Origin of the sequence: Pseudomonas khorasanensis (genome assembly GCF_014268505.2) — a bacterium.
Lineage (GTDB): Bacteria > Pseudomonadota > Gammaproteobacteria > Pseudomonadales > Pseudomonadaceae > Aquipseudomonas > Aquipseudomonas khorasanensis.
On sequence record NZ_JABWQP020000001.1, the window covers coordinates 509,488 to 531,729 of the forward strand.

General features: G+C 60.1%; 20 protein-coding genes. 12 read left to right on the plus strand and 8 right to left on the minus strand.

All coding sequences use genetic code 11. The annotated features are described in order from the left end of the window. Positions 1-83: 83 nt before the first annotated feature. The gene (locus HU727_RS02465; protein ID WP_186528112.1) at positions 84-320 is read right to left on the minus strand and encodes a hypothetical protein; all 237 of its coding nucleotides are present in this window, start codon (positions 318-320) and stop codon (positions 84-86) included. A 183-nt stretch (positions 321-503) separates the two neighbouring features. Between HU727_RS02465 and HU727_RS02470 the strand changes: the two genes are divergently transcribed. Then, positions 504-1,061 (plus strand): NADPH-dependent FMN reductase, encoded by a 558-nt coding sequence (locus tag HU727_RS02470; RefSeq protein ID WP_186528113.1) that lies wholly within the window; start codon positions 504-506, stop codon positions 1,059-1,061. Between the two features lie 184 nt (positions 1,062-1,245). Next, the gene (locus HU727_RS02475) at positions 1,246-2,529 is read left to right on the plus strand and encodes an arsenic transporter (RefSeq protein ID WP_186528114.1); all 1,284 of its coding nucleotides are present in this window, start codon (positions 1,246-1,248) and stop codon (positions 2,527-2,529) included. 115 nt (positions 2,530-2,644) lie between these two features. On the opposite strand, the gene HU727_RS02480 is transcribed toward HU727_RS02475, so the two are convergent. Beyond that, positions 2,645-3,595, minus strand: a complete 951-nt coding sequence (locus tag HU727_RS02480) for a DUF1853 family protein (RefSeq protein WP_186528115.1) — start codon at positions 3,593-3,595, stop codon at positions 2,645-2,647. A 115-nt stretch (positions 3,596-3,710) separates the two neighbouring features. On the opposite strand from HU727_RS02480, the gene HU727_RS02485 reads away from it, so the two are divergent. From HU727_RS02485 to pepN, 6 genes are read left to right on the plus strand one after another with little or no spacing between them, the layout of a single operon-like run. Then, the gene (locus HU727_RS02485; RefSeq protein WP_008079605.1) at positions 3,711-4,601 is read left to right on the plus strand and encodes an NAD(+) kinase; all 891 of its coding nucleotides are present in this window, start codon (positions 3,711-3,713) and stop codon (positions 4,599-4,601) included. After that, entirely contained in the window at positions 4,601-5,572 is a 972-nt protein-coding gene (locus HU727_RS02490) for a metallophosphoesterase (protein ID WP_186528116.1), read from the plus strand. Before HU727_RS02485 ends, HU727_RS02490 begins: the two co-directional genes overlap by 1 nt. Further along, positions 5,569-6,438 (plus strand): rhomboid family intramembrane serine protease, encoded by an 870-nt coding sequence (locus HU727_RS02495; protein WP_186528117.1) that lies wholly within the window; start codon positions 5,569-5,571, stop codon positions 6,436-6,438. Before HU727_RS02490 ends, HU727_RS02495 begins: the two co-directional genes overlap by 4 nt. Before the next feature lie 35 nt (positions 6,439-6,473). After that, positions 6,474-6,734, plus strand: coding sequence for a YeaC family protein (locus HU727_RS02500; protein ID WP_042609561.1), 261 nt, complete (start codon positions 6,474-6,476; stop codon positions 6,732-6,734). After that, positions 6,731-7,561 (plus strand): DUF2797 domain-containing protein, encoded by an 831-nt coding sequence (locus HU727_RS02505; RefSeq protein WP_186528118.1) that lies wholly within the window; start codon positions 6,731-6,733, stop codon positions 7,559-7,561. The genes HU727_RS02500 and HU727_RS02505 overlap by 4 nt, the downstream gene beginning before the upstream one ends. A 10-nt stretch (positions 7,562-7,571) precedes the next feature. After that, positions 7,572-10,229: an aminopeptidase N gene (gene pepN, locus HU727_RS02510; RefSeq protein WP_186528119.1), complete on the plus strand. Its 2,658-nt coding sequence runs from the start codon at positions 7,572-7,574 to the stop codon at positions 10,227-10,229. A 277-nt stretch (positions 10,230-10,506) separates the two neighbouring features. On the opposite strand, the gene katG is transcribed toward pepN, so the two are convergent. Next, positions 10,507-12,783 carry a catalase/peroxidase HPI gene (gene katG, locus HU727_RS02515; RefSeq protein WP_186528120.1) on the minus strand — a complete coding sequence of 759 codons (2,277 nt, stop codon included), beginning with the start codon at positions 12,781-12,783 and terminating at the stop codon, positions 10,507-10,509. Between the two features lie 169 nt (positions 12,784-12,952). After that, complete coding sequence (locus tag HU727_RS02520; protein ID WP_186528121.1) at positions 12,953-15,163, minus strand: LTA synthase family protein; 2,211 nt, start codon at positions 15,161-15,163, stop codon at positions 12,953-12,955. A 326-nt stretch (positions 15,164-15,489) separates the two neighbouring features. Here HU727_RS02520 and HU727_RS02525 point away from each other — a divergent pair, with 326 nt between their 5' ends. Further along, positions 15,490-16,506, plus strand: a complete 1,017-nt coding sequence (locus HU727_RS02525) for an ABC transporter substrate-binding protein (protein ID WP_186528122.1) — start codon at positions 15,490-15,492, stop codon at positions 16,504-16,506. Positions 16,507-16,740: 234 nt separating this feature from the next. Here the strand turns inward: HU727_RS02525 and HU727_RS02530 are convergent, their stop codons facing one another. After that, positions 16,741-17,220, minus strand: coding sequence for a copper chaperone PCu(A)C (locus tag HU727_RS02530; RefSeq protein ID WP_186528123.1), 480 nt, complete (start codon positions 17,218-17,220; stop codon positions 16,741-16,743). Further along, a complete protein-coding gene (locus HU727_RS02535; RefSeq protein ID WP_016774221.1) occupies positions 17,220-17,825 on the minus strand; it encodes an SCO family protein in 606 nt (201 codons plus the stop codon). The genes HU727_RS02530 and HU727_RS02535 overlap by 1 nt, the downstream gene beginning before the upstream one ends. A 274-nt stretch (positions 17,826-18,099) precedes the next feature. On the opposite strand from HU727_RS02535, the gene HU727_RS02540 reads away from it, so the two are divergent. Together HU727_RS02540 and ycaC are read left to right on the plus strand one after the other, a co-directional pair. Continuing rightward, entirely contained in the window at positions 18,100-19,026 is a 927-nt protein-coding gene (locus tag HU727_RS02540) for a Gfo/Idh/MocA family protein (RefSeq protein ID WP_186528124.1), read from the plus strand. A gap of 130 nt (positions 19,027-19,156) precedes the next feature. Next, complete coding sequence (ycaC, locus tag HU727_RS02545; RefSeq protein ID WP_186528125.1) at positions 19,157-19,786, plus strand: isochorismate family cysteine hydrolase YcaC; 630 nt, start codon at positions 19,157-19,159, stop codon at positions 19,784-19,786. 66 nt (positions 19,787-19,852) lie between these two features. Here ycaC and HU727_RS02550 read toward each other — a convergent pair whose 3' ends face one another. Further along, complete coding sequence (locus HU727_RS02550; protein ID WP_186528126.1) at positions 19,853-21,154, minus strand: erythromycin esterase family protein; 1,302 nt, start codon at positions 21,152-21,154, stop codon at positions 19,853-19,855. A gap of 166 nt (positions 21,155-21,320) precedes the next feature. Here HU727_RS02550 and HU727_RS02555 point away from each other — a divergent pair, with 166 nt between their 5' ends. Then, entirely contained in the window at positions 21,321-21,521 is a 201-nt protein-coding gene (locus HU727_RS02555; protein ID WP_186528127.1) for a hypothetical protein, read from the plus strand. Positions 21,522-21,586: 65 nt separating this feature from the next. On the opposite strand, the gene HU727_RS02560 is transcribed toward HU727_RS02555, so the two are convergent. Further along, a complete protein-coding gene (locus HU727_RS02560; RefSeq protein WP_186528128.1) occupies positions 21,587-22,222 on the minus strand; it encodes a helix-turn-helix domain-containing protein in 636 nt (211 codons plus the stop codon). Between the last annotated feature and the right edge of the window lie 20 nt (positions 22,223-22,242).

Here is a 22,242-nt window from a genome sequence, read left to right on the forward strand (position 1 = left end):
CGTGAAGTCCATGTTCAGCAGGTGGGGGCGGAGGCTGATCCTACCCCAAGTCTGCGCCTGTGACTTCTGCTCATGACGCCGGGTTACGGAGCGACGATTGTCTCGGGCTCGCGAATCAGCTCGACGCCGGACTGGACCAGCACGAATGTACCTTCATCAAGCTTATTGACCCGATCGCCGATGGCCAATTTGTAGGTGGTGACGGGCTCCGAGCCGGTGAAGCCGTCTGCAGACGGGTTCGATTCCTGGAATTCATGCACGGAATAAACGCGGCCTTCCGCATCTCTTGCATGAAACTGACCGACGAGTACTGCTGCCATCTGCTTAGAACCTCTGGAGATAAAACGCTTGATTTGCGGCTTTGTAGACCGTCACCAAGCTCGGTAAGTTTTCTTACAGGAAAAAAATATTCTTGCTGCAGGAAAAACCGATGACCACTGGTGAAAACGTCACCGGATCATCTATAACTAGCGACTCTTCCCACGGACCATCGAGAGTGTTCCATGAGCAATGTCTACAACGTCGCCGTAGTGGTTGGTAGCCTGCGCAAAGCATCGATCAATCGCAAAATCGCACTGGCCCTCGCCGAACTGGCGCCGGCCAATCTCAAACTGGAGATTGTCGAAATCGGTGAGCTGCCGCTGTACAACGAAGACATCGACGCAGACTCCCCGCCAGCAGCCTACAGCACTTTCCGTCAGAAAGTGGCGTCATCCGACGCGGTGCTGTTTGTCACCCCCGAGTACAACCGCTCGATCCCGGCACCGCTGAAGAACGCCATTGACGTCGGTTCGCGCCCCTACGGCCAGAGCGCCTGGAGCGGCAAGCCCGGCGCGGTGATCAGTGTTTCGCCGGGCGCCATCGGTGGTTTCGGCGCCAACCAGCACCTGCGCCAGACCTTCGTTTTTCTCGACATCCATTGCCTGCAACAGCCGGAAGCGTATCTGGGCGGTGCGGGCACTGCGTTTGACGAAGCGGGCAAGCTGAGCGAGTCGGTGAAGCCGTTCCTGCAGAAATTCATTAATGCGTACGGCCAGTTCGTAGAGCAACACAAGAAATAACCTCACCGAGATTTCAGCTACATATAGAACCTGTGGGAGCGAGCCTGCTCGCGAAGGCGTCGTCAGCCGTTGCAAAATTGCTGACTGGACCAGCGCTTTCGCGAGCAAGCTCGCTCCCACAGGGGTACTTATTCACCTTGGCATTTGTCATCGTTCCACATCATCTCTTTGAAGGCTCCTGCGAATGCTCGCTGCGTCACTGATTTTCCTGCTGACCATCACCCTTGTCATCTGGCAACCCAAAGGCCTCGGCGTCGGCTGGAGTGCAACCCTCGGCGCCGTACTGGCCTTGATCTTCGGTGTTGTGCACCTGAGCGATATCCCTTTGGTCTGGCAGATCATCTGGAACGCCACCGGCACCTTCGTGGCGCTGATCATCATCAGTCTGTTGCTTGACGAGGCCGGGTTTTTCGCCTGGGCCGCGCTGCACGTGGCACGTTGGGGGCGCGGTAGCGGGCGCAAGCTGTTTGCTTTCATGGTGCTGCTCGGCGCGCTGGTGTCAGCCTTGTTCGCCAATGACGGGGCGGCATTGATCCTTACGCCCATTGTGATTTCGATGTTGCTGGCGCTGCGTTTTTCTCCGGCGGCGACACTGGCCTTCGTTATGGGCGCCGGGTTTATTGCCGACACGGCGAGCCTGCCACTGGTGGTATCGAACCTGGTCAATATTGTCTCGGCGGACTTTTTCAATATTGGTTTTAACCGCTACGCAGCGGTGATGGTGCCCGTCAACTTCGTCAGCGTCGCGGCGACGCTGGGCATGTTGCTGTGGTTCTTTCGTCGCGACATTCCAGCGGCTTACGATCCTGAACAGCTGGAAAACCCGCAAACCGCGATCCACGACAAGGCCACCTTTTATGCCGGTTGGGCCGTATTGGCGATCCTGTTGATTGGCTGCTTTGCCCTCGAGCCGCTGGGCATTCCGATCAGCGCCATTTCGGCGGTGTGCGCCGCGTTGCTGCTGGGCATCGCCGCGCGCGGCCACAGGATTTCCACGCGCAAGGTCATGAAAGAAGCACCGTGGCAAATCGTGATTTTCTCGCTGGGCATGTACATGGTGGTCTACGGGCTGCGCAATGCCGGGCTGACCGGTTATCTGGCGGGCTGGCTGGATGTGTTTGCCGGCCACGGTGTGTGGGGCGCGGCAATGGGCACCGGAGTGCTGACGGCGCTGTTGTCGTCAATCATGAACAACTTGCCAACGGTGCTGATCGGTTTGCTGTCGATCGATGCCAGTCAGGCGAGCGGGGTGATCAAGGAAGCGATGATCTATGCCAACGTGATCGGCAGCGATCTTGGGCCGAAGATCACGCCGATCGGCAGTCTTGCGACGTTGTTGTGGCTGCATGTGCTTGAGCGCAAGGGCATCCATATTGGCTGGGGTTATTACTTCCGGGTCGGGATTGTGCTGACGGTACCGGTGCTGTTGTTGACGTTGGCGGCGCTGGCGGTGCGGTTATCCCTATAGACCGAGTTGCTCTTTTCGCGAGCAGGCTCGCTCCCACAGAGAATGCATTTCAAATCTGGAATGCGGTCCCTGTGGGAGCGAGCCTGCTCGCGAATTGGGTCAGACACCACAAATCTCAGGTTTGGCCGGGCACATTCGGCCAAAGATCCGAGACCAGAAACAATCGCTCCGCCTCTTCCCATTCCCCCTGCGCGTTTTCACTCAGGCGCACCATCAACTGCGCCGGGGCCAGTGGCGGCAGGTCCTCCAGCCACAGGCGCAAGTGCCCGCTGGCCCAGACCTGATCCGCCGGATAATGCGCCGGCGCCAGCCAGGCATGGCGGGGCAGGGGTTGCCAGCGTCCGGGCGGGCGTTGCGCGACAAACGCCGGCCAGTCCTTCTGATGCAACCAACTGCCACGCAGATGCTGCGGGTGCGCGCCGTGTGGTGATGCTGACGTGCCGGGCCACGGGTACAGCAGATAGCCGCCCAGCCACAACTGCGCGCTGAACGACTCGATGTCCAGAGCCGCCAGCACTTCACGGCTTTCCGGGCGCGCCGAAATCGGCAATTGATGCTCGGCCAGATGAGCGAGTTTGCGGTCGAGTCGATCATGGCAACCCGGCCCCAGCCACTGCGCAGGATCTCGCCCGTCGCCCTCCTGCGGGCCGAGGTAAAGCTTGATCGCCAGTTCCAGGTGATGCACGCCATCGCGGTCGCGCAGCAGCATGTCCAGCTCGCCGAGGGTATGGCCCGCGCGGCGAATCGGCAGGTTGGCGGCGATGAGCTCGACGCCCGGCGCGTGCTGTACGGCAAACTGCCACAAGCGTTCGTAATACAAACCCAGACGCCGCGTCCGGGCCTGGGACAACCAATGCAGTAAACCGTAACTGTCACGGTCGAGCTGGCGCAGCCAATGTTCGAGGCGCCGAGGGTCTTGCACCCAGTCACTGCCGGCCAGCGGATGACGCTGTGGCCACGGCGTAGCGGCAAGCATCGGCGGGGCGAGGATCACCCACGCCAGGTCCCGCACTTCGGGATGGCGTAATTGATGGGGTAACTGCAACAAGTCGGGAAACAGGATCATCCTGCGAGCATAGCTTTAAACCTGAGCCCATCCTTGAGGCTGAAAGGATTTTGTCTATCTGGCGCTTTCGCCCATAATCGGGTTTTTCGCGTTTTCGATTGTCCGCAGAGGTCCCATGGAGCAATTTCGTAATATCGGCATCATCGGTCGCCTGGGCAGCTCCCAGGTGCTGGATACCGTCCGCCGACTGAAACGCTTTCTGCTCGACCGTCACCTGCATGTGATCCTCGAAGACACCATTGCCGAAGTCCTGCCGGGCCATGGCCTGCAGACCTCGTCGCGCAAGATGCTCGGCGAAGTCTGTGACATGGTCATCGTCGTTGGCGGTGACGGCAGCCTGCTCGGCGCCGCGCGGGCGCTGGCCAGACACAATATTCCGGTACTGGGCATCAACCGTGGCAGCCTCGGGTTTCTCACCGACATTCGTCCGGACGAGCTCGAAGTCAAGGTCGCCGAGGTGCTCGACGGCCACTACCTGGTGGAAAACCGCTTCCTGCTGCAGGCAGAAGTCCGTCGCCACGGCGAGGCCATCGGTCAGGGCGATGCGCTCAACGACGTGGTGCTGCACCCGGGCAAATCGACGCGGATGATCGAGTTCGAGCTGTACATCGACGGCCAGTTCGTCTGCAGCCAGAAGGCCGACGGCCTGATCGTCGCCACGCCGACCGGCTCCACGGCCTACGCGTTGTCCGCCGGGGGGCCGATCATGCATCCCAAGCTCGACGCTATTGTGATTGTGCCGATGTACCCCCATACCTTGTCGGGACGGCCGATCGTGGTCGATGGCAACAGTGAGCTGAAAATCGTCGTGTCCAAAGATATGCAGATCTATCCGCAAGTTTCCTGCGATGGCCAGAACCATTTCACCTGCGCGCCGGGCGACACCATCACCGTGAGCAAGAAAGCGCAGAAACTGCGCCTGATCCATCCGCTCGACCACAACTACTACGAGGTGTGCCGCACCAAGCTCGGCTGGGGCAGCAAGTTGGGGGGTGGAGGCGACTGATGCTCGATCCCGCGCGCAGTTATGACCTGATCGGTGACGTGCACGGATGCGCCTTGACCCTCGAACACTTGCTTGACCGCCTCGGTTACCACAAGCAGGCCGGGGTCTGGCGGCATCCCTCGCGCATGGCCGTGTTTGTCGGCGACATCATCGACCGTGGCCCGCGAATCCGCGAGGCGCTGCACATCGTCCACGACATGGTCGAGGCGGGGCAGGCGCTGTGCATCATGGGCAACCACGAATTCAACGCCCTCGGCTGGGGCACTCCGGCGCCACCGGGCAGCGGCAAGCAATTCGTGCGCGAACATACCAAGCGCCATGCGCGTCTGCTGCAGGAAACCCTGACCCAATTCGAAGACCATCCCGGCGACTGGCATGATTTTCAGCAATGGTTCTATGAGCTGCCGCTGTTCGTCGATGCCGGACGCTTCCGTGTCGTGCACGCGTGCTGGGACGCCGGCCTGATCGAGCCGCTGCGCGCGTTGTTCCCTAATGGCTGCGTCGATGAGCATTTTCTCCAGGCTTCGGCCGTGCCCGGCAGCTTCGCCTGTACCGTGTTCGACCGTTTGCTGCGCGGCACGGACATGCGTTTGCCGGGCGGCCTGACCATGACCAGCGGCGACGGCCTGGTGCGTTCGTTCTTTCGCACCAAATTCTGGGAAGACGACCCGAAAACCTACGGTGACATCGTCTTCCAGCCCGACGCACTGCCGGAACCGGTGGCGCAGACGCCGCTGAGCTCAACGGAAAAGAATTCCCTGTTGCGCTATGGCGTCGACGAGCCGTTGCTGTTCGTCGGCCATTACTGGCGCAGCGGCAAACCGGCGCCGATCCGGCCGAACCTCGCGTGCCTGGATTACAGCGCGGTGTTGTACGGCAAACTGGTCGCCTATCGTCTGGATCAGGAAACCCACCTGGATCCGCATAAATTTGTCTGGGTCGATGTCGAGCGGCCGGAGGTGCTGCAATGAGTGCTGTGGCGGTATTGCGCCTGCCGTTGGCGGTGGACTTGAGCGGTTTTGTCAAACTGCTTCAACGCATGCAGGTGCCCCATCGCGTCAGCGAAGAGGCGGGCGAGCAGGTGTTGTGGGCACCGGCCGAAATCAGTGAGGACGTGCGCTCGTTGTACGAGCGCTTCCCGGCCGGCGATCCGGATCAGCAACTGGACATTCCAGCAGGCCAGACCTTCAAGCGGCCGGGCTTTGCCGAACAACTGAAACACGCCAGGGCCACCGGGTTCATTCTGCTGCTGAGTTTGATCGTCGCTGGTCTGACTTTTCTCGGGGAAAACCTTGAGACGCTGCGTTGGCTGACCTTTCTCGATTTCCGCGTGATCGGCGAATACATCCATTTCACCCCGCTGGCCGACAGTTTCGCGGCAGGGCAGTGGTGGCGGCTGGTCACGCCGATGCTGATTCACTTCGGCATCCTTCACCTGGCGATGAACAGCATGTGGTACTGGGAGCTGGGCCGGCGCATCGAATCGCGCCAGGGCAGTATCAACCTGATCGGCCTGACGCTGCTGTTCAGCGTGGTGTCCAATTACGCGCAGTTTGTCTGGAGCGGTCCGACCCTGTTTGGCGGCCTGTCCGGTGTGCTTTATGGCCTGCTCGGGCATTGCTGGATCTTCCAGTTGCTGGCGCCGAACCCGGCCTATCGCCTGCCGCGTGGCGTGCTGGTGATGATGCTCGTGTGGTTGCTGGTGTGCATGTCCGGCGTGATCTCGCTGATCGGTTTTGGCCAGATCGCCAACGCGGCGCACCTCAGCGGGTTACTCATCGGATGCTTCACCGGGCTGTTGGGCGGTTTGTATAACCGCCGTAAACTGGCCGTCTAAAATTTTTGTTTCAGTAAAGAGCGCGGAGAACCCTGATGTCCTCTTTCAACGACATGATCAGCAACATCACACCGGACATCTACGAAAGCCTGAAACTGGCCGTGGAAATCGGCAAGTGGTCCGACGGAAACAAGCTCACCGCCGAGCAGCGCGAGCTGTCGTTGCAGGCGATGATCGCCTGGGAAATCCAGAACCTGCCGGAAGACCAGCGCACCGGTTACATGGGCCCGCAAGAGTGTGCGTCGAAGTCGATCGAAGTGCCGAACATCCTGTTCAAGTCGGATGCCATCCATTGATCGAGATTGGCCGCGGTGCAATCAGCAAAATGTCGGCGCGCCTGGACGGGCCGAACGTGCAGTACGCGTTTCGTCTTGATGACGTCGAGGTGCCGGTCAATCCGTTGATCGGCAAGACGCTGCGCCTGGAGTTTCTGGGGGCGATCCACTGCACCCATTGCGGGCGCAAGACCAAAACCAGTTTCAGCCAGGGTTATTGCTACCCCTGCATGACCAAACTGGCGCAGTGCGACCTGTGCATCATGAGCCCGGAGCGCTGCCACTTTGACGCCGGCACCTGCCGGGATCCGGTGTGGGGCCAGCAGTTCTGCATGACCGATCACGTGGTTTATCTGGCCAACTCGTCGGGCATCAAGGTCGGCATCACCCGCGCCACGCAGTTGCCGACGCGCTGGCTCGATCAGGGCGCGAGCCAGGCCTTGCCGATCATGCGCGTGTCCACGCGTCAGCAATCGGGGTTTGTCGAAGACCTGTTTCGCAGCCAGGTGGCGGACAAGACCAACTGGCGCGCACTGCTCAAGGGCGACGCGGCGGCGGTGGACCTCGCGCGAGTACGCGATCAGTTGTTCGAAAGCTGCGCCGAGGGCCTGCAAGGTTTGCAGGAGCGATTCGGCCTGCAAGCCATCCAGACGATTGCCGATGTCGAGCCGCTTGAAATTCGCTATCCCGTCGAGCAATACCCGGCGAAAATCGTCAGCTTCAACCTGGACAAGAACCCGATTGCCGAAGGCACGCTGCTGGGGATCAAGGGCCAGTACCTGATCTTCGATACGGGCGTGATCAACATTCGTAAATACACGGCTTATCAGCTCGCCGTGCATCAATAAGGATTCCAGCATGCGCACCGACCAACCGAAGATGATTTACCTCAAGGACTATCAGGCGCCCGAATACCTGATCGACGAAACGCACCTGACCTTCGAGTTGTTCGAGGACCACAGCCTGGTTCACGCGCAACTGGTGATGCGGCGCAATCCTGAGCGCGGCGCGGGCCTGCCACCGCTGGTGCTCGATGGCCAGCAACTGGAGCTGCTGTCGGTGACGCTGGCGGACAAGGAGCTGAGCGCTGCGGACTATCAAGTGTCCGACAGCCACCTGACCCTGCAGCCGACCAGCGAAACCTTCACCGTCGACACCAGCGTCAAAATCCACCCGGAAACCAACACCGCGCTTGAAGGCCTGTACAAGTCCGGCACGATGTTCTGCACCCAGTGCGAGGCCGAAGGCTTTCGCAAGATCACCTATTACCTCGACCGCCCGGACGTGATGAGCAAGTTCACCACCACGGTCGTGGCCGAACAGCACAGCTACCCGGTGCTGCTCTCCAACGGCAACCCGATTGCTTCCGGCCCTGGCGAAGACGGTCGGCACTGGGCGACCTGGGAAGACCCGTTCAAGAAACCGGCTTACCTGTTTGCGCTGGTGGCCGGTGACCTGTGGTGCGTCGAAGACACCTTCACCACCATGAGTGAGCGCAATGTCGCGCTGCGCATCTATGTCGAGCCGGAAAACATCGACAAGTGCCAGCACGCCATGAACAGCCTGAAGAAGTCGATGCGCTGGGACGAAGAGGTTTACGGTCGCGAGTACGACCTGGACATCTTCATGATCGTCGCGGTCAACGATTTCAACATGGGCGCGATGGAGAACAAGGGCCTCAACATTTTCAACTCCAGCGCCGTGCTGGCTCGCGCCGAAACCGCCACTGATGCCGCGCACCAGCGGGTCGAGGCGATCGTCGCCCACGAGTACTTCCATAACTGGTCGGGCAACCGCGTGACCTGCCGCGACTGGTTCCAGTTGTCGCTCAAGGAAGGTTTCACGGTGTTCCGCGACGCCGGTTTCTCCTCGGACATGAACTCGGCCACGGTCAAGCGCATTCAGGACGTGGCTTACTTGCGCACGCATCAGTTCGCCGAAGATGCCGGCCCGATGGCCCACGCGGTGCGGCCGGACAGCTTTATCGAGATTTCGAACTTCTACACCCTCACCGTGTACGAAAAGGGTTCGGAAGTGGTTGGCATGATTCACACCCTGCTGGGCGCTGAAGGCTTCCGCAAGGGCAGCGATCTGTACTTCGAACGTCACGACGGCCAGGCCGTGACCTGCGATGACTTCATCAAGGCGATGGAAGATGCCAATAGCGTCGATCTGACCCAGTTCAAACGCTGGTACAGCCAGGCGGGTACGCCGCGTCTGGCGGTGAGCGAGTCGTACGATGCTGCGGCCAAAACCTACAGCCTGACCTTCCGCCAGAGCTGCCCACCGACCCCGGACAAGGTGGAAAAACTGCCGTTCGTGATTCCGGTCGAACTCGGCCTGCTCGACAGCCAGGGCAACGAAATCGCTCTGCGTCTGAGCGGCGAAGCGTCGCCGCAAGGCACCACCCGCGTCATTTCGGTCACCGAAGCCGAACAGACGTTCACCTTCGTCGATGTCGCCGAGCAACCGCTGCCATCGTTGCTGCGCGGCTTCTCCGCACCGGTGAAACTGAGCTTCCCTTACAACCGCGATCAACTGATGTTCCTGATGCAGCACGACAGCGACGGTTTCAACCGCTGGGATGCCGGTCAACAACTGTCGGTGCAAGTGCTGCAGGAGTTGATTGCGCAGCATCAGAAAGGCGAAACCCTGACGCTTGACCCGCGTCTGGTGTCGGCGTTGCGCACGGTGCTGTCCGATGAGTCGCTGGATCAGGCGATGGTTGCGGAAATGCTTTCGTTGCCGGGTGAGGCGTATCTCACCGAAATCAGCGAAGTAGCGGACGTCGAGGCGATCCATGTCGCTCGCGAATTTGCCCGCAAGCAACTCGCCGAGGGTCTGTTCGAAGCGCTGTGGCTGCGTTATCAGGCCAACCGCGACCTGTCGAAGAAAACCCCATACGTGGCCGAAGCCGAGCACTTTGCCCGCCGCGCGTTGCAGAATATTGCCTTGTCGTACCTGATGCTCAGCGGCAAACCGGAAGTATTGGCGGCGGCGCTGGAGCAATTTGAAACGGCCGACAACATGACCGAGCGCCTGACTGCGCTGGCAGTACTGGTCAACTCGCCATTCGAAGAGCAGAAAGCGTTGGCGCTGGCGAGTTTTGCCGAGCACTTCAAGGACAACCCGCTGGTGATGGATCAGTGGTTCAGCGTACAGGCCGGCAGCACCTTGCCGGGCGGACTGGAGCGAGTGAAGGCGTTGATGCAGCACCCGGCGTTCAACATCAAGAACCCGAACAAGGTGCGCGCGCTGATCGGCGCGTTTGCCGGACAGAACCTGATCAACTTCCACGCGGCGGACGGTTCCGGTTATCGCTTCCTCGCGGATCTGGTGATCGAGCTGAACGGCTTCAACCCACAGATCGCCTCGCGCCAACTGGCGCCGCTGACCCGCTGGCGCAAGTACGACAGCGCCCGGCAGGCCTTGATGAAGGCCCAGCTTGAGCGGATTCTGGCGTCGGGGGCGTTGTCGAGCGACGTGTACGAGGTGGTGAGCAAAAGCCTGGCTTGATGGCTTAACGGAGTCGGTATTCCAGCCTCAGACCGGCCCTCACCCTAACCCTCTCCCAAAGGGAGAGGGGACTGACCGAGGTGAGTGATCGAGCTGCGCCGACCTTAAAGTCTCGAGACGAACTCAGGCCTTCAAGTAAACGAAGATCGGCTCCCTTTCCCCCTCTCCCATTGGGAGAGGGCTGGGGTGAGGGGCTGGTTATTTGCGACACCCTATGATTTGAAGAAAACAAAAATGCCGCTCAACGAGCGGCATTTTTTATTGGCACAACGAGAAGCTATTTGCGCAGGTCAAACCGATCGAGATTCATCACCTTCGTCCACGCCTTGACGAAGTCATTAACGAACTGCGCTTTCGCATCCGCACTGGCGTAGACCTCGGCCAATGCCCTTAACTGCGCATTGGATCCAAACACCAGATCAACCCGCGTCGCCGTCCATTTTGCTGCACCTGTCTTACGATCGCGTCCCTCGAACTCATCGGCATCTCTAGAGGTCGGCTTCCACTCCACGCCCATGTCCAGCAGGTGGGTGAAGAAGTCATTGGTCAGCGCTTCGGTTTTTTCAGTGAAGACACCATGGCGAGTTTGCCCGACGTTCGCTCCCAATACCCGCAACCCTCCGACCAGTACGGTCATTTCAGGTGCGGTCAGGGTCAGTAATTGTGCCTTGTCGATCAACAACGTTTCCGCCGCAACGGTGTATTTGCCCTTGCTGTAATTACGGAAACCATCGGCAATCGGCTCGAGGAAGCCGAACGACTCAACGTCGGTCTGCTCCTGAGAGGCATCTGCGCGGCCCGGTGAGAAGGGTACCGAGACCGAATGCCCGGCATTCTGCGCGGCTCGCTCAATCCCGGCGTTGCCGGCCAGTACGATCAGGTCTGCAAGGGATATTTGCTTGCCACCGACCGCATGGCTATTGAACTCGCTTTGAATGCCCTCGAGAGTTGTCAGTACCTTGTCCAGTTGCTCCGGCTGGTTGGCCTGCCAGAACTTCTGCGGGGCCAGACGCAAACGCCCGCCGTTGGCGCCGCCGCGTTTGTCCGAACCCCGGAAGGTCGAAGCTGACGCCCAGGCGGTCGACACCAGTTGCGACACCGATAGCCCCGATGCCAGCACCTTGTCTTTCAGCGCAGTGGCGTCGCTGTCTTCGATCAGCGGATGCGTCACGTCTGGAATCGGGTCTTGCCAGAGCAATTCTTCCTGCGGCAACTCCGGGCCGAGGTACCGGGACAGCGGGCCCATGTCGCGGTGGATCAGCTTGTACCAGGCGCGGGCGAATGCGTCGGCGAGCTGATCGGGGTTGGCCAGGAAACGTCTGGAAATCTGCTCATAAGCCGGATCAAAACGCAGCGCCAGATCGGACGTGAGCATGGTCGGGCTCAGGCGTTTGTCCGGATCGTGAGCGTGGGGCACGGTGCCCGCGCCGGCGTTGTTTTTCGGTTTCCACTGATGGGCTCCGGCCGGACTCTTGGTCAGCTCCCACTCAAAACCGAAGAGGTTTTCCAGGTAGTTGTTGCTCCATTGCGTCGGGGTGGTGGTCCATGTCACTTCCAGCCCGCTGGTGATGGTGTCGGCGCCCTTACCGGTGCCGAAGGCGTTTTTCCAGCCTAGGCCTTGCAGTTCCAGACCTGCCGCTTCCGGCTCGGGGCCGACGTTGTCGGCAGGGCCGGCGCCGTGGGTTTTGCCGAACGCGTGACCGCCGGCAATCAGCGCCACGGTTTCTTCGTCGTTCATGGCCATGCGGCCGAAGGTTTCGCGAATGTCCCTGGCCGAAGCCACCGGGTCCGGATTACCTTCAGGGCCTTCGGGGTTTACATAGATCAGGCCCATTTGCACGGCGGCGAGGGGATTTTCAAGATTGCGTTCGCCCTGATCAGTGCGGCTTTCTTCGCGGCCATGCAGATCCGGCTCGGCCACCAGCGTGCCGTCGCCGGGCTCCTGCACAGGGCCGTTGCTTTTGCCGTAGCGGTTGTCGCCACCCAGCCACTCGGTTTCCGAGCCCCAGTACACGTCTTCGTCCGGTTCCCAGACATCGGCGCGGCCGCCGGAGAAACCGAAGGTTTTGAAGCCCATGGATTCCAGCGCGACGTTGCCCGTGAGAACGATCAAGTCAGCCCAGGAAATGTTGCGGCCGTATTTCTGCTTGACCGGCCACAGCAGGCGCCGGGCCTTGTCGAGGCTGACGTTGTCCGGCCAGCTGTTGAGCGGGGCAAACCGCTGCTGGCCGGAGCCGGCGCCGCCACGGCCATCAGCAGTGCGATAGGTGCCGGCGCTGTGCCAGGCCATCCGTACGAACAGCGGGCCGTAATGACCGAAGTCGGCCGGCCACCAGTCCTGAGAATCAGTCATCAGTGCTTTGATGTCTTGTTTCAGGGCCTGGAAGTCGAGGCTTTTGAATGCTCTGGCGTAGTCGAAGTCCTGGCCCAGCGGATCGGACTTGGGTGAATGCTGGCTGAGAATTTTCAGGTTAAGTTGGTTTGGCCACCAGTCACGGTTCGTCGTTCCGCCGCCGGCGGCATGGTTGAACGGGCATTTCGATTCGTTTGCCATGTTCGGATCCCTATCAGGTCGTCTCGGCCGGCTCGTGCCGGCTTCGGACTCGTAAGGCTAGACCCGAGTTGGCGAGTCGGCTAATAGCCCGACTATTGGATACCGATAGGCAAACTCTTTCATCGCACGTGTAGGCCCGAGCCTTCGGCAGCTCTAGGGGAATGTTGTGCTAGCTGGACTGAGCGGTGTCGTCCTCGGGCACGTCATCAAGAATGTCGTCCTGGCCCGGTAGTTCGGTAATCACGCTGAAGTCCGTCACTTCAACCGCACCGTTGCCATAGCCCAGCAAATGGAACGAAAACGCCTTGCGAGGCTGCGGGTTGTCGAAGCTGAAATCCATCTCCAGCGGCTGATCTGCCGTGGCGACCATTTCCGCCGGCAGGCCCAGTTGCACGTCCTGTTCGAACTCTTTGGCCTTGAGCTGAATGTACGCCGCCTGCTGCGGATCGACCGAGCGAACGGTCAGGCGCACGCGCGTATGCGAGCCTTTGGGCATTTCCAGGTACTGGGCGCCGATCAGGTTGTCGGCCCAGTCATCCTTGATCTGCGCTTGCAGCGGGATGATGTTGGTGCTGCCGAACTGATAGCGGTGATTGAGCGACGTGCGCAGCAACGAGAGGTCCAGCGCATCGGCCCGTGCGGCAATCTGCCGGGCCGGATGACCGCTGTATTTGCCTTTGTAGTGGGCGCTTTCGGCGATGAAACCGGCGCTTTCGTAATAGCGGCAGCGGCGCGGCATATCGCACTCGGAGAAGATGCCCTGACCGTTGTGGTAGCGCAGCTTGCCGTTGGTGAATGACATGATCTCGCGCCCGGAATCGTAGTCACGGAACAGCGAACGACCGCTCAGTGCAGTCGGGACCGGCAGGTCGAAGTAGTCGAGAATCGAGGTGCTCAGATCGACATGACCATAGACCCCGGCATTGAGCCGTGGCAATTGCGCCTGCTCCGGCGCCAGGGTCAGGTTGAAACCCCAGGAAGAAGCCAGGCGTACGCCGTCGATGCCATGGGACTCATCCGAAGTGATCACCACCAGGGTGTCCTTCAGGACGCCCTGACGTTCAAGCCCTGACAGAAACTGGTCCAGCGCATCGTCGAGGTAGCCGACGGCGGCCTGCTTGGGCGTTTCATAACGTTCCAGATAGTCGTCCGGCGCGGAGTAGGGCTGGTGGGTGCCGACGGTCAGCAGGGTCAACATCCACGGCTGCTTTTGCTTTTTCAGTTGGCCGACATAATCCAGCGCACCTTCGAAAAAGGCCTTGTCATCCTTGCCCCACGGAAATTCCAGATAGTTGACGTTGCTGAACCATTCCAGGCCATGGGTCGCATCGAAACCGATGTGCGGCATGATCTTGTCTTTGGCCATGAAGCGCAGGCCGGCGCCCTGCAGATAGTGGGTGCTGAAGCCGTGCTCGCGCAGTTGTGCCGGCAGGCAGGCCTGATTGCGCTCTGTCAGGGTGAGCATTTCCACGCCTTTGGGGGTGCCGTTGTTGAGCTTGTCGTAATCACCGCAGAGCATGGCGTACAAACCACGAATGGTCTGGTGGGTGTGCAGCACGTAATCCGGGGTGTTCATGCCGCGCTCGGCCCAGCGACTGAGGTTGGGCATCAGGTCTTCCTGATAGTGACTGCCGATCGCCTCCCGGTTGGCGCGGATGTAGGCGCCGGGAATGCCTTCCAGCGCGATGATCAACACATTGCGCGCCTGACCCGGCGCGGCCAGCAGTTTCTGGCCATTGAGATCGACATCGGTGAGTCCGGCCATGGCCGGCGTCGGTTCTTCGGTATCACCGTCCAGCCATTCCTCGGCCTGGATGTGCAGATCGGCGACTTCGCTGGCGAGCAGTTGATGCGGCAGGTTGTACAGGCGCCAGGCGTCGCCGTCGTTCGGCCAGAGGTTCTGCGCGCCCCAATGCGCTGCGAACAGCACTATCGGCGCGGCCCAGACAGCGCGCGGCAGAGCCTGGCGAGACAGGCGCCGACCCATGAACTGGGTCAGCAGCCAGAAAACTACTGCCGTCAATAACGCGATGGCCAGGGCAGGGTGCGCAAGTCCGCCCCCCGTGGAGTTCTCCACAAACTGCGGATCGATCAGATAATGGATGTCGGATGGCGTCGGCAGGCGGCCGACGGCGCTGACCAATTCTACTGTCGCGATCGCCAGCAGCGCCCAGAACAACAGCACCGGCAAGGCCAGCCACCACGCGCGGCGATGCAGCACGGCTACCAGCAGACTGCCGACGGCCAGATCCGACAGGAAGCCCAGCGGTGTCGACCAACCCAGGGCCGCGCGCACGCACACCGGCACGATCAATGTCAGGAAGATCAGGGAAAGCAGGCGGGCGTTCGGCCGCCGCAGCCAGTTGAAAAGAGCGCTCACAAAAAAGGCCTGCATGTCATGAAAGGGTCAAAAAAGTGTGGGTGATGATACCAAGGGTAGGAGGGCTGATCGGCTTTTTAAACCTGCGGCTGGCGATCACTGAAATTTCGCGCGCCCATAGCGGACGGGGTTTCGAGCCTTAAAGCCGTTTTCCAGAAGGGGCAGTTTTTTGTTTCAGACTGTTGTAGGTATCTCCACCGCTCAAAAATTTACTCAGCAGACATCAAATCGCTCAGTGCTATCGATATGCGATAAAGATATTTAATTTATGTTTTTTATAGCTCTAAAGTCAGGCCTTTAAGCCCATCCCATGCTGCGAGGTTGTCATGGTCACTCCGTTCAAACGTTCTGCGCTGACTCTGTTGGCCGCCACCCTGGCAGCGGGCGCACTGTTCAGCAGCGCTGCCCAGGCTGAAGGCAAGATCAGCATCGCCCAGCAATTTGGTATCGGTTACTTGATCCTCGATGTGGTGCGCGACCAACAACTCATCGAGAAACACGGCAAGGCGCAGGGCCTGGACATCCAGGTCGACTGGAACAGCATTTCCGGCGCCACCGCGATGAATGAAGCACTGCTGACCGGCGCGCTGGATGTCGTTTCGGCGGGCGTGCCGCCGATGCTCACCGTGTGGGATCGCACCAAGGGCAAGCAGAATGTCAAAGCCATCGCCGCGCTGGGTTCGATGCCCAATTATCTGCTGACCAACAACCCGAACATCAAAGCCCTCAAGGACTTCAGTGAAAAGGACCGCATCGCCGTGCCGGCCGCCGGTGTAGGTTTCCAGTCGCGCACCTTGCAGATCGAAACCGCGAAGGAATTCGGCGACGACCAGTTCAAGAAATTCGATAACATCTCGGTCAGCCTGCCACACCCGGACGCGACCGCTGCGCTGATCGCCGGTGGCTCGGAAATCAATTCACATTTCTCCAGCCCGCCATTCCAGTACCAGGCCCTGCAAAACCCGAACGTGCACAAAGTGCTGAGCTCCTACGACATTCTCGGCGGCCCAGCCACGTTCAACGTGCTGTACACCACGGAAAAATTCCACGACGAAAACCCGAAAACCTACAAAGCTTTCTATGACGCACTGGCGGAAGCGGAGAACATCATCAAAGCCGACAAACCCGCCGCCGCCCAAGCCTACATCCGTGTAGAGCAATCGAAACTGCCGCTGGCCCTGGTCGAGCAAATCGTCAAAGACCCGGAAATCGACTTCACCGTCGTACCGCAACGCACGTTCATCTACGCCGAGAAATTGCAGGAACTGGGTGTGTTGAAAAACAAGGCGGCGAGCTGGAAAGATTATTTCTTTGAAGAGGCGCATGGTGGTTCGGGGAGTTGAGGAGACTATCGGCAGGAGACTGAAATCGACTGACCCGATGCCTTCGCTGGCCAGCCAGCTCCCACAGGTTTCGCGATTGCGAATTACAAAACTACTCCAGTCACGGCGGTTCAATCCCCAGCAATGACAGGCTTGATCAGGTTGTGGTCTTTCCTGCGCCCAGTAAAAAACGGGGCGGCCCGATCATCGATCAAGCCGCCCCGTTTTTCGGGCAGAGGGTGTTTCAGTCAGCGATCAATGCATCTTGCTGTGATCGTGACCGCCCATGTTGGTCAGCGAGCGAACCGGCGCCTTGACCTCGATGGTTTCTTTCTCGCCCTTGGCGTTTTCCACGGTCAGGGTCAGCGGCACGCTGTCGCCTTCCTTCAACTGGCCGGTCAGGCCCATCAGCATGACGTGGTAGCCGTTCGGGTCGAAGCTCACGGTTTTACCGGCAGGCAGGTCAACCGATTTCACCGGGCCCATGCTCATGACGTCGTTTTTCATGGTCATTTCATGGATCTGTACGTCTTTGGCCATTGGCGAGGCGACGCTGAGCAGCTTGCTGTCTGTATCGGCGGTGACCGTCATGAAAGCGCCGCTGGCGGACTGGGTCGGCACGGTTGCGCGCACCCAGGCGTCGTCGACTTTGGTCTGCGCCGAAACCTGAAAGGCCAGGCCGAGCAGCGACAGGGCACACACGGTGCGTTTGATGTGATTCAGAACGGGATGCATCAGCAGACCTCCATAACAGTAAGCAAATCTTCCGTGCACTCTTGGGCTGTCAGCGAAGTGGACAGGCCCAGGCGCAACTCACCACGCGAGTCGTAGACATAGCTGGTGGATGTATGGGAGATGGTGTAGGTGTCGCCGGCCGGGACTTTCTCATAGAACACGTCGAATTCCTTGGCGGTGGCCTTGGTCTCTTCGAGCGTGCCATACAGCGCGACGAAGCTCGGGTCGAAGGCTTTGACGTACGCGTCGAGGATCTGCGGCGTGTCGCGTTCCGGGTCAAGGGTGATGAACACCACTTGCAAACGGTCGCCATCACGGCCCATCAGTTTCTTGATCTGAGCGGCGCGGGCCAGGGTTGTGGGGCAGACTGCCGGGCATTGGGTGAAGCCAAAGAAAATCATCGGCATCATGCCGCGAAAGCTCGACAGCGACATGGTTTCGCCTTCGGGATTCTTCAGCTTGAAGGTGCGTCCGAGGATCTTGTCGCTTAGATCCTTGCCGTACTTGTACGACAGTTGGCCACGTGTGTCGCAACCGGCGAGCAGGCCGAGCCCGAGCACGCCCATTCCCGCAAGTACCTTGCGGCGAGTCAACAAAGCCGTCATCTAATACCGCCTTTTGCAGCCCGCCAGTCGGCAGGACTGGCGAGGGGTTAACCGTAAAAGCGCCGCATGATAGCAAACTGAGGCTGATCGCCGGCTGCCGATCGCCGCGCGGTGCGGGATTGGACGACAAAAGGTGTAAGAAGAAATGACGAATAAGCCATGCGTTCGCCGCGACCAAACTTTGATTTAAATAGTATGACGATTGGAGGCGAGCGCAGAAACACGTACTCTTGCCGCTGCGCTGCAAAGACCAAAACAACAACAGGAGTCTGTAATGCAACCGATTCGTCTCGGCCTGGTGGGCTACGGCAAGATCGCCCAGGATCAACACGTTCCCGCCATCCTCGCCAACCCGGCGTTCCAGTTGGTGGCGGTCGCAACCCAGGGCAAACCTTGCGCCGGGGTGGAGAACTTCCAGTCGCTGGGCGAACTGCTCGAAAACGGCCCGACTGTCGACGCAATTGCGTTCTGCACGCCGCCACAAGGGCGCTTCGCGCTGGTGCAACAGGCGTTGGCGGCCGGCAAGCACGTGCTGGTGGAAAAGCCGCCCTGTGCGACATTGGGCGAAGCCATGGCCCTGGTCGATCAAGTCGCCGAACAAGGCGTCAGCGCTTTGTTCGCCTGGCACTCGCGTTACGCACCGGGCATTGCCGCCGCCCGTGACTGGCTGGCGAGCCGCACCCTGCAAAGCGTGCAGATCGACTGGAAGGAAGACGTGCGCAAGTGGCATCCCGGTCAGGCCTGGATCTGGCAACCGGGCGGCCTGGGCGTTTTCGACCCAGGCATCAACGCCTTGTCGATTGTGACGCATCTGCTGGCGCTGCCGCTGTTTGTCGAAGCCGCCGAACTGCGCGTGCCGAGCAACTGCCAGTCGCCGATCGCCGCGTCGATCAAAATGTCTGACGCACGTCAGCTGGACGTTCGTGCGGAGTTCGATTTTGATCACGGCCACGATGAACTCTGGAGCATCGAGATTCGCTGTGCCGAAGGCGTCCTGCGTCTGGACAACGGCGGTGCGTTGTTGAGCATCGACGGCGTGCGCCAATCGGTGTCGGAGGAGGGCGAGTACGCAGCGGTGTATCGCCACTTCCAGCAATTGATCGGCGACAAAACCAGCGATCTTGACCTGCAGCCGCTGCGCCTGGTGGCTGACAGTTTCTTCGTTGGCAGCCGGGCGCTGGTCGAGCCGTTTTATGACTGAGGCGGATTGTCCCGTTCAAGTGGACAGTGAAACGCTTTTCAGGCGATTTATCCTTTTGGTGTGCGTCAGTAATCTGTACCCAACTTGAACGCAACAACAACTTTCAGACAATTGAAAAGGGACGCACACCATGACCACTCCAACTTACAACCGCCTGAACAAAGACGACGCCATCGTGCTGCTGGTTGATCACCAGACCGGTCTGATCTCGCTGGTTCAGGACTTCTCGCCGAACGAGTTCAAGAACAACGTGCTGGCCCTGGCTGACCTGGCCAAGTTCTTCAACCTGCCGACGATCCTCACCACCAGCTTCGAACAAGGCCCGAATGGCCCGCTGGTGCCGGAATTGAAAGAAATGTTCCCGGACGCGCCTTACATTGCTCGCCCTGGCCAGATCAATGCCTGGGACAACGAAGACTTCGTCAAGGCGATCAAAGCCACCGGCCGCAAGCAGATCATCATCGCCGGGGTGGTCACCGATGTGTGCGTAGCGTTCCCGACGCTGTCAGCACTGGCGGAAGGTTTTGATGTGTTCGTGGTGACCGACGCCTCCGGCACCTTCAACACCACCGTGCAGCAAGCCGCGTGGAGTCGCATGACCCAGGCCGGCGCACAAATGATGAACTGGTTCTCGGTGGCCTGCGAGTTGCACCGCGACTGGCGCAACGACATCGAAGGCCTGGGCAATCTGCTGTCGCAGCGGATCCCGAACTACCGCAACTTGATGAACAGCTACTCGGCGCTGACGCAGCAAAAATAAGTCCACCCACCGCCAGCAAAAAGCCTGCTTTCAACAGCAGGCTTTTTGCGTTCCGAACAAACAGCATCAAAGCCCGAACGGGAAGGTATCTTCCTCGTGGCTCGTTGGTTGTTCGGTGGGCAGCGGGGTAATGGCGGTGGTCTCGGCGAACCACAGCCAGGCGTCGAATTGCTCGCTGAGTGTGGCGTCGAAGTAATGGCTTTGCCGTTCAGTCTGTGGTCGGTAAATCACCCCGATGGCGCGTTCCAGTTGCCGACCGGCCAGCGTTTCGCGCAGCTCGATATTGTCCGCGTCGCGCCAGTCGTAAAGCGCTTGCGGACACTCGGCCTCGGCAAAGGCGCGTTCCCAGCTGCGCGGCAACGCCGGTACGACCTTCTTGATACGCATGGGCGCGTCCCAATCGTCGGCGGCGGCAACGGTGCCGCGGTCAGTGCCCATACCGATCAGCACGGCCTGTTCAGCAAACTCCTCGCGGCACAGCTGACCGAGCGTCAGTTGGCCGCTGTTGCCCATTTGTGTCGCCCGTGCATCGCCGATGTGGGAGTTGTGCGCCCAGACAATCACTTTGGCATCGGATGCCTGGCGTGTGCGCAAGGTTTGAAGCGTCTCGAACATATGCCGGTCGCGCAGATTCCACGATTCCCGGCTGCCGCGATACATCGCTCGGTAATACTGCTCGGCAGCATGCACCACGCGGGCATTCTGGGTGGCGTTGAATAGCGCCTCGCCATCGTTTTCGATCAGGCTCAAGCGCTGGCTCAACAGCGCTTGCAACTGTTCGAGCACGGCGCTTTCACAGGTGTCCATGCCACCGACTTCGGTGAAGTGGCCGTACAGGGCGGGGTCATCGTGCCAAGGCGTCAGGCAGGCGTAACGCTGTTGTGCTTCACGGGCCATTGCCGGGTCGGCTTCCTGCAAATAGCCGAGCACTTCACGGATCGAACTGCGCAGGCTGTAGACGTCCAGCCCGCGAAATTCCACGCGCTGGGTCGGCGCCTGGGTGCGGTTGTGTTCGTGCAGCCAACGGGTGAACGCCTGCACGTCGGTGTTGCGCCACATCCAGGTCGGGAAGCGCGAGAACGCCGTGTCGTGCCGGCTCGCCTTGCGCCTGTCACGCACATGGCGATCAATCTGATCGGCGTCTGGCCAGTCAGCCTCAACCGCAACGATGGTAAAGCCGTGATGGGCGATCAAATGTCGGGTGATTGCCGCGCGTGCCGCATAAAACTCATGCGTGCCGTGGCTGGCTTCGCCGATCAGCACCACCTGGGCGTCAGCGTAGCGGTCGAACAGCTCGGCAAACGCTTCGCTGTCGATGTCCGGGAGCGGTTCGGCAAAGGTCTTCAGGCGAGTGGCCAAGGTGTCCATGGTCGGATTCTCCGCAGTAAGTTCTGCTGTAGAGAACTGGGCCAAATCACAGTTCCATCGGGCCGGGCGAAGGGTAGCGCTCACCGTTCGTCCCTTGCCGGGCACTTGTCACACCTGGGCATTTTCACATTTGGACAGCCATCGCAGCATCACATCGGAGACCGACATGGACATTGATGAAAACGCACCGGGCAACCCGTCGCACCAGGCCGTGACGAGCAATAACGACAACGAAACGGGGAACGATCCCAAACGTGAAAATCCCGAGGTGCCTTTGCCGCCTGACGATGAGGCGCCTGTTGAAGAGGACATGTCAGATGTGGACGCGGCGAACTCGGTATCGACCGAGCATCCGCCATCACACTGAGTGAAGCCCCACTGCGGATACGCAGGACTGCTGACAACGGAAGTTCCTGATTTGCCGGTGGTGAATCAGGGCGGGCCGATATCAATCATTCGCGGGGTCGCCTGATGCAGTTCGGTCACCGACATGGTGAACACCAGTTTCGACCGGCCAAGGTTGGCGTACCCATGCGCCACATCTGTTCGCGCCACTGCCGAACACCCGGGTCCTACAATCAGCTCGGCCTCACCGACCTTCAAATGCAAGGTGCCTTTCTCTACGTGAAACAACTCGGTAGTGCCCTGCGGATGCCCCGGCGACGAAAAGGACTCACCGGGGGACAACTCCCAGCGCCACAGTTCGAGCATGTTCGGGCCGCGAGTGCCGGCGAGCAGTCGCGCCGATCCGCCCAGCTCGCCCTTCCACAACGTGGGGATGTCCTGACTGTCGATCAGATGCGCCGACGGGGTATCGGCCACATTGACGAAGTCCGCCACGGACAACCCCAGCGCCGCCGCAATCTTGCACAGGATCGCAATACTGGGGTTGGCCGAGCCTTTCTCGATTTCCACCACCATGCCTTTGCTCACGCCCGAGCGCCGGGACAGTTCATCGAGGGTCATGTTCTGCTGATTGCGTGCCTGTTTGAGCGTGCGGGAAACCGCGGCGCTCACGGTCTGGACGTCGGCGCCGGCCTCGGTCGATATATTGACTTTATTGGTCATTGATCGCTAGCATCGTTGGA

Excerpts from the sequence above, each read along its gene's own strand:
- HU727_RS02465 (WP_186528112.1), bottom strand. The coding sequence starts at position 320 with ATGGCAGCAGTACTCGTCGGTCAGTTTCATGCAAGAGATGCGGAAGGC.
- HU727_RS02470 (WP_186528113.1), top strand. The coding sequence starts at position 504 with ATGAGCAATGTCTACAACGTCGCCGTAGTGGTTGGTAGCCTGCGCAAA.
- HU727_RS02475 (WP_186528114.1), top strand. The coding sequence starts at position 1,246 with ATGCTCGCTGCGTCACTGATTTTCCTGCTGACCATCACCCTTGTCATC.
- HU727_RS02480 (WP_186528115.1), bottom strand. The coding sequence starts at position 3,595 with ATGATCCTGTTTCCCGACTTGTTGCAGTTACCCCATCAATTACGCCAT.
- HU727_RS02485 (WP_008079605.1), top strand. The coding sequence starts at position 3,711 with ATGGAGCAATTTCGTAATATCGGCATCATCGGTCGCCTGGGCAGCTCC.
- HU727_RS02490 (WP_186528116.1), top strand. The coding sequence starts at position 4,601 with ATGCTCGATCCCGCGCGCAGTTATGACCTGATCGGTGACGTGCACGGA.
- HU727_RS02495 (WP_186528117.1), top strand. The coding sequence starts at position 5,569 with ATGAGTGCTGTGGCGGTATTGCGCCTGCCGTTGGCGGTGGACTTGAGC.
- HU727_RS02500 (WP_042609561.1), top strand. The coding sequence starts at position 6,474 with ATGTCCTCTTTCAACGACATGATCAGCAACATCACACCGGACATCTAC.
- pepN (WP_186528119.1), top strand. The coding sequence starts at position 7,572 with ATGCGCACCGACCAACCGAAGATGATTTACCTCAAGGACTATCAGGCG.
- katG (WP_186528120.1), bottom strand. The coding sequence starts at position 12,783 with ATGGCAAACGAATCGAAATGCCCGTTCAACCATGCCGCCGGCGGCGGA.
- HU727_RS02525 (WP_186528122.1), top strand. The coding sequence starts at position 15,490 with ATGGTCACTCCGTTCAAACGTTCTGCGCTGACTCTGTTGGCCGCCACC.
- HU727_RS02530 (WP_186528123.1), bottom strand. The coding sequence starts at position 17,220 with ATGCATCCCGTTCTGAATCACATCAAACGCACCGTGTGTGCCCTGTCG.
- HU727_RS02535 (WP_016774221.1), bottom strand. The coding sequence starts at position 17,825 with ATGACGGCTTTGTTGACTCGCCGCAAGGTACTTGCGGGAATGGGCGTG.
- HU727_RS02540 (WP_186528124.1), top strand. The coding sequence starts at position 18,100 with ATGCAACCGATTCGTCTCGGCCTGGTGGGCTACGGCAAGATCGCCCAG.
- ycaC (WP_186528125.1), top strand. The coding sequence starts at position 19,157 with ATGACCACTCCAACTTACAACCGCCTGAACAAAGACGACGCCATCGTG.
- HU727_RS02550 (WP_186528126.1), bottom strand. The coding sequence starts at position 21,154 with ATGGACACCTTGGCCACTCGCCTGAAGACCTTTGCCGAACCGCTCCCG.
- HU727_RS02555 (WP_186528127.1), top strand. The coding sequence starts at position 21,321 with ATGGACATTGATGAAAACGCACCGGGCAACCCGTCGCACCAGGCCGTG.
- HU727_RS02560 (WP_186528128.1), bottom strand. The coding sequence starts at position 22,222 with ATGACCAATAAAGTCAATATATCGACCGAGGCCGGCGCCGACGTCCAG.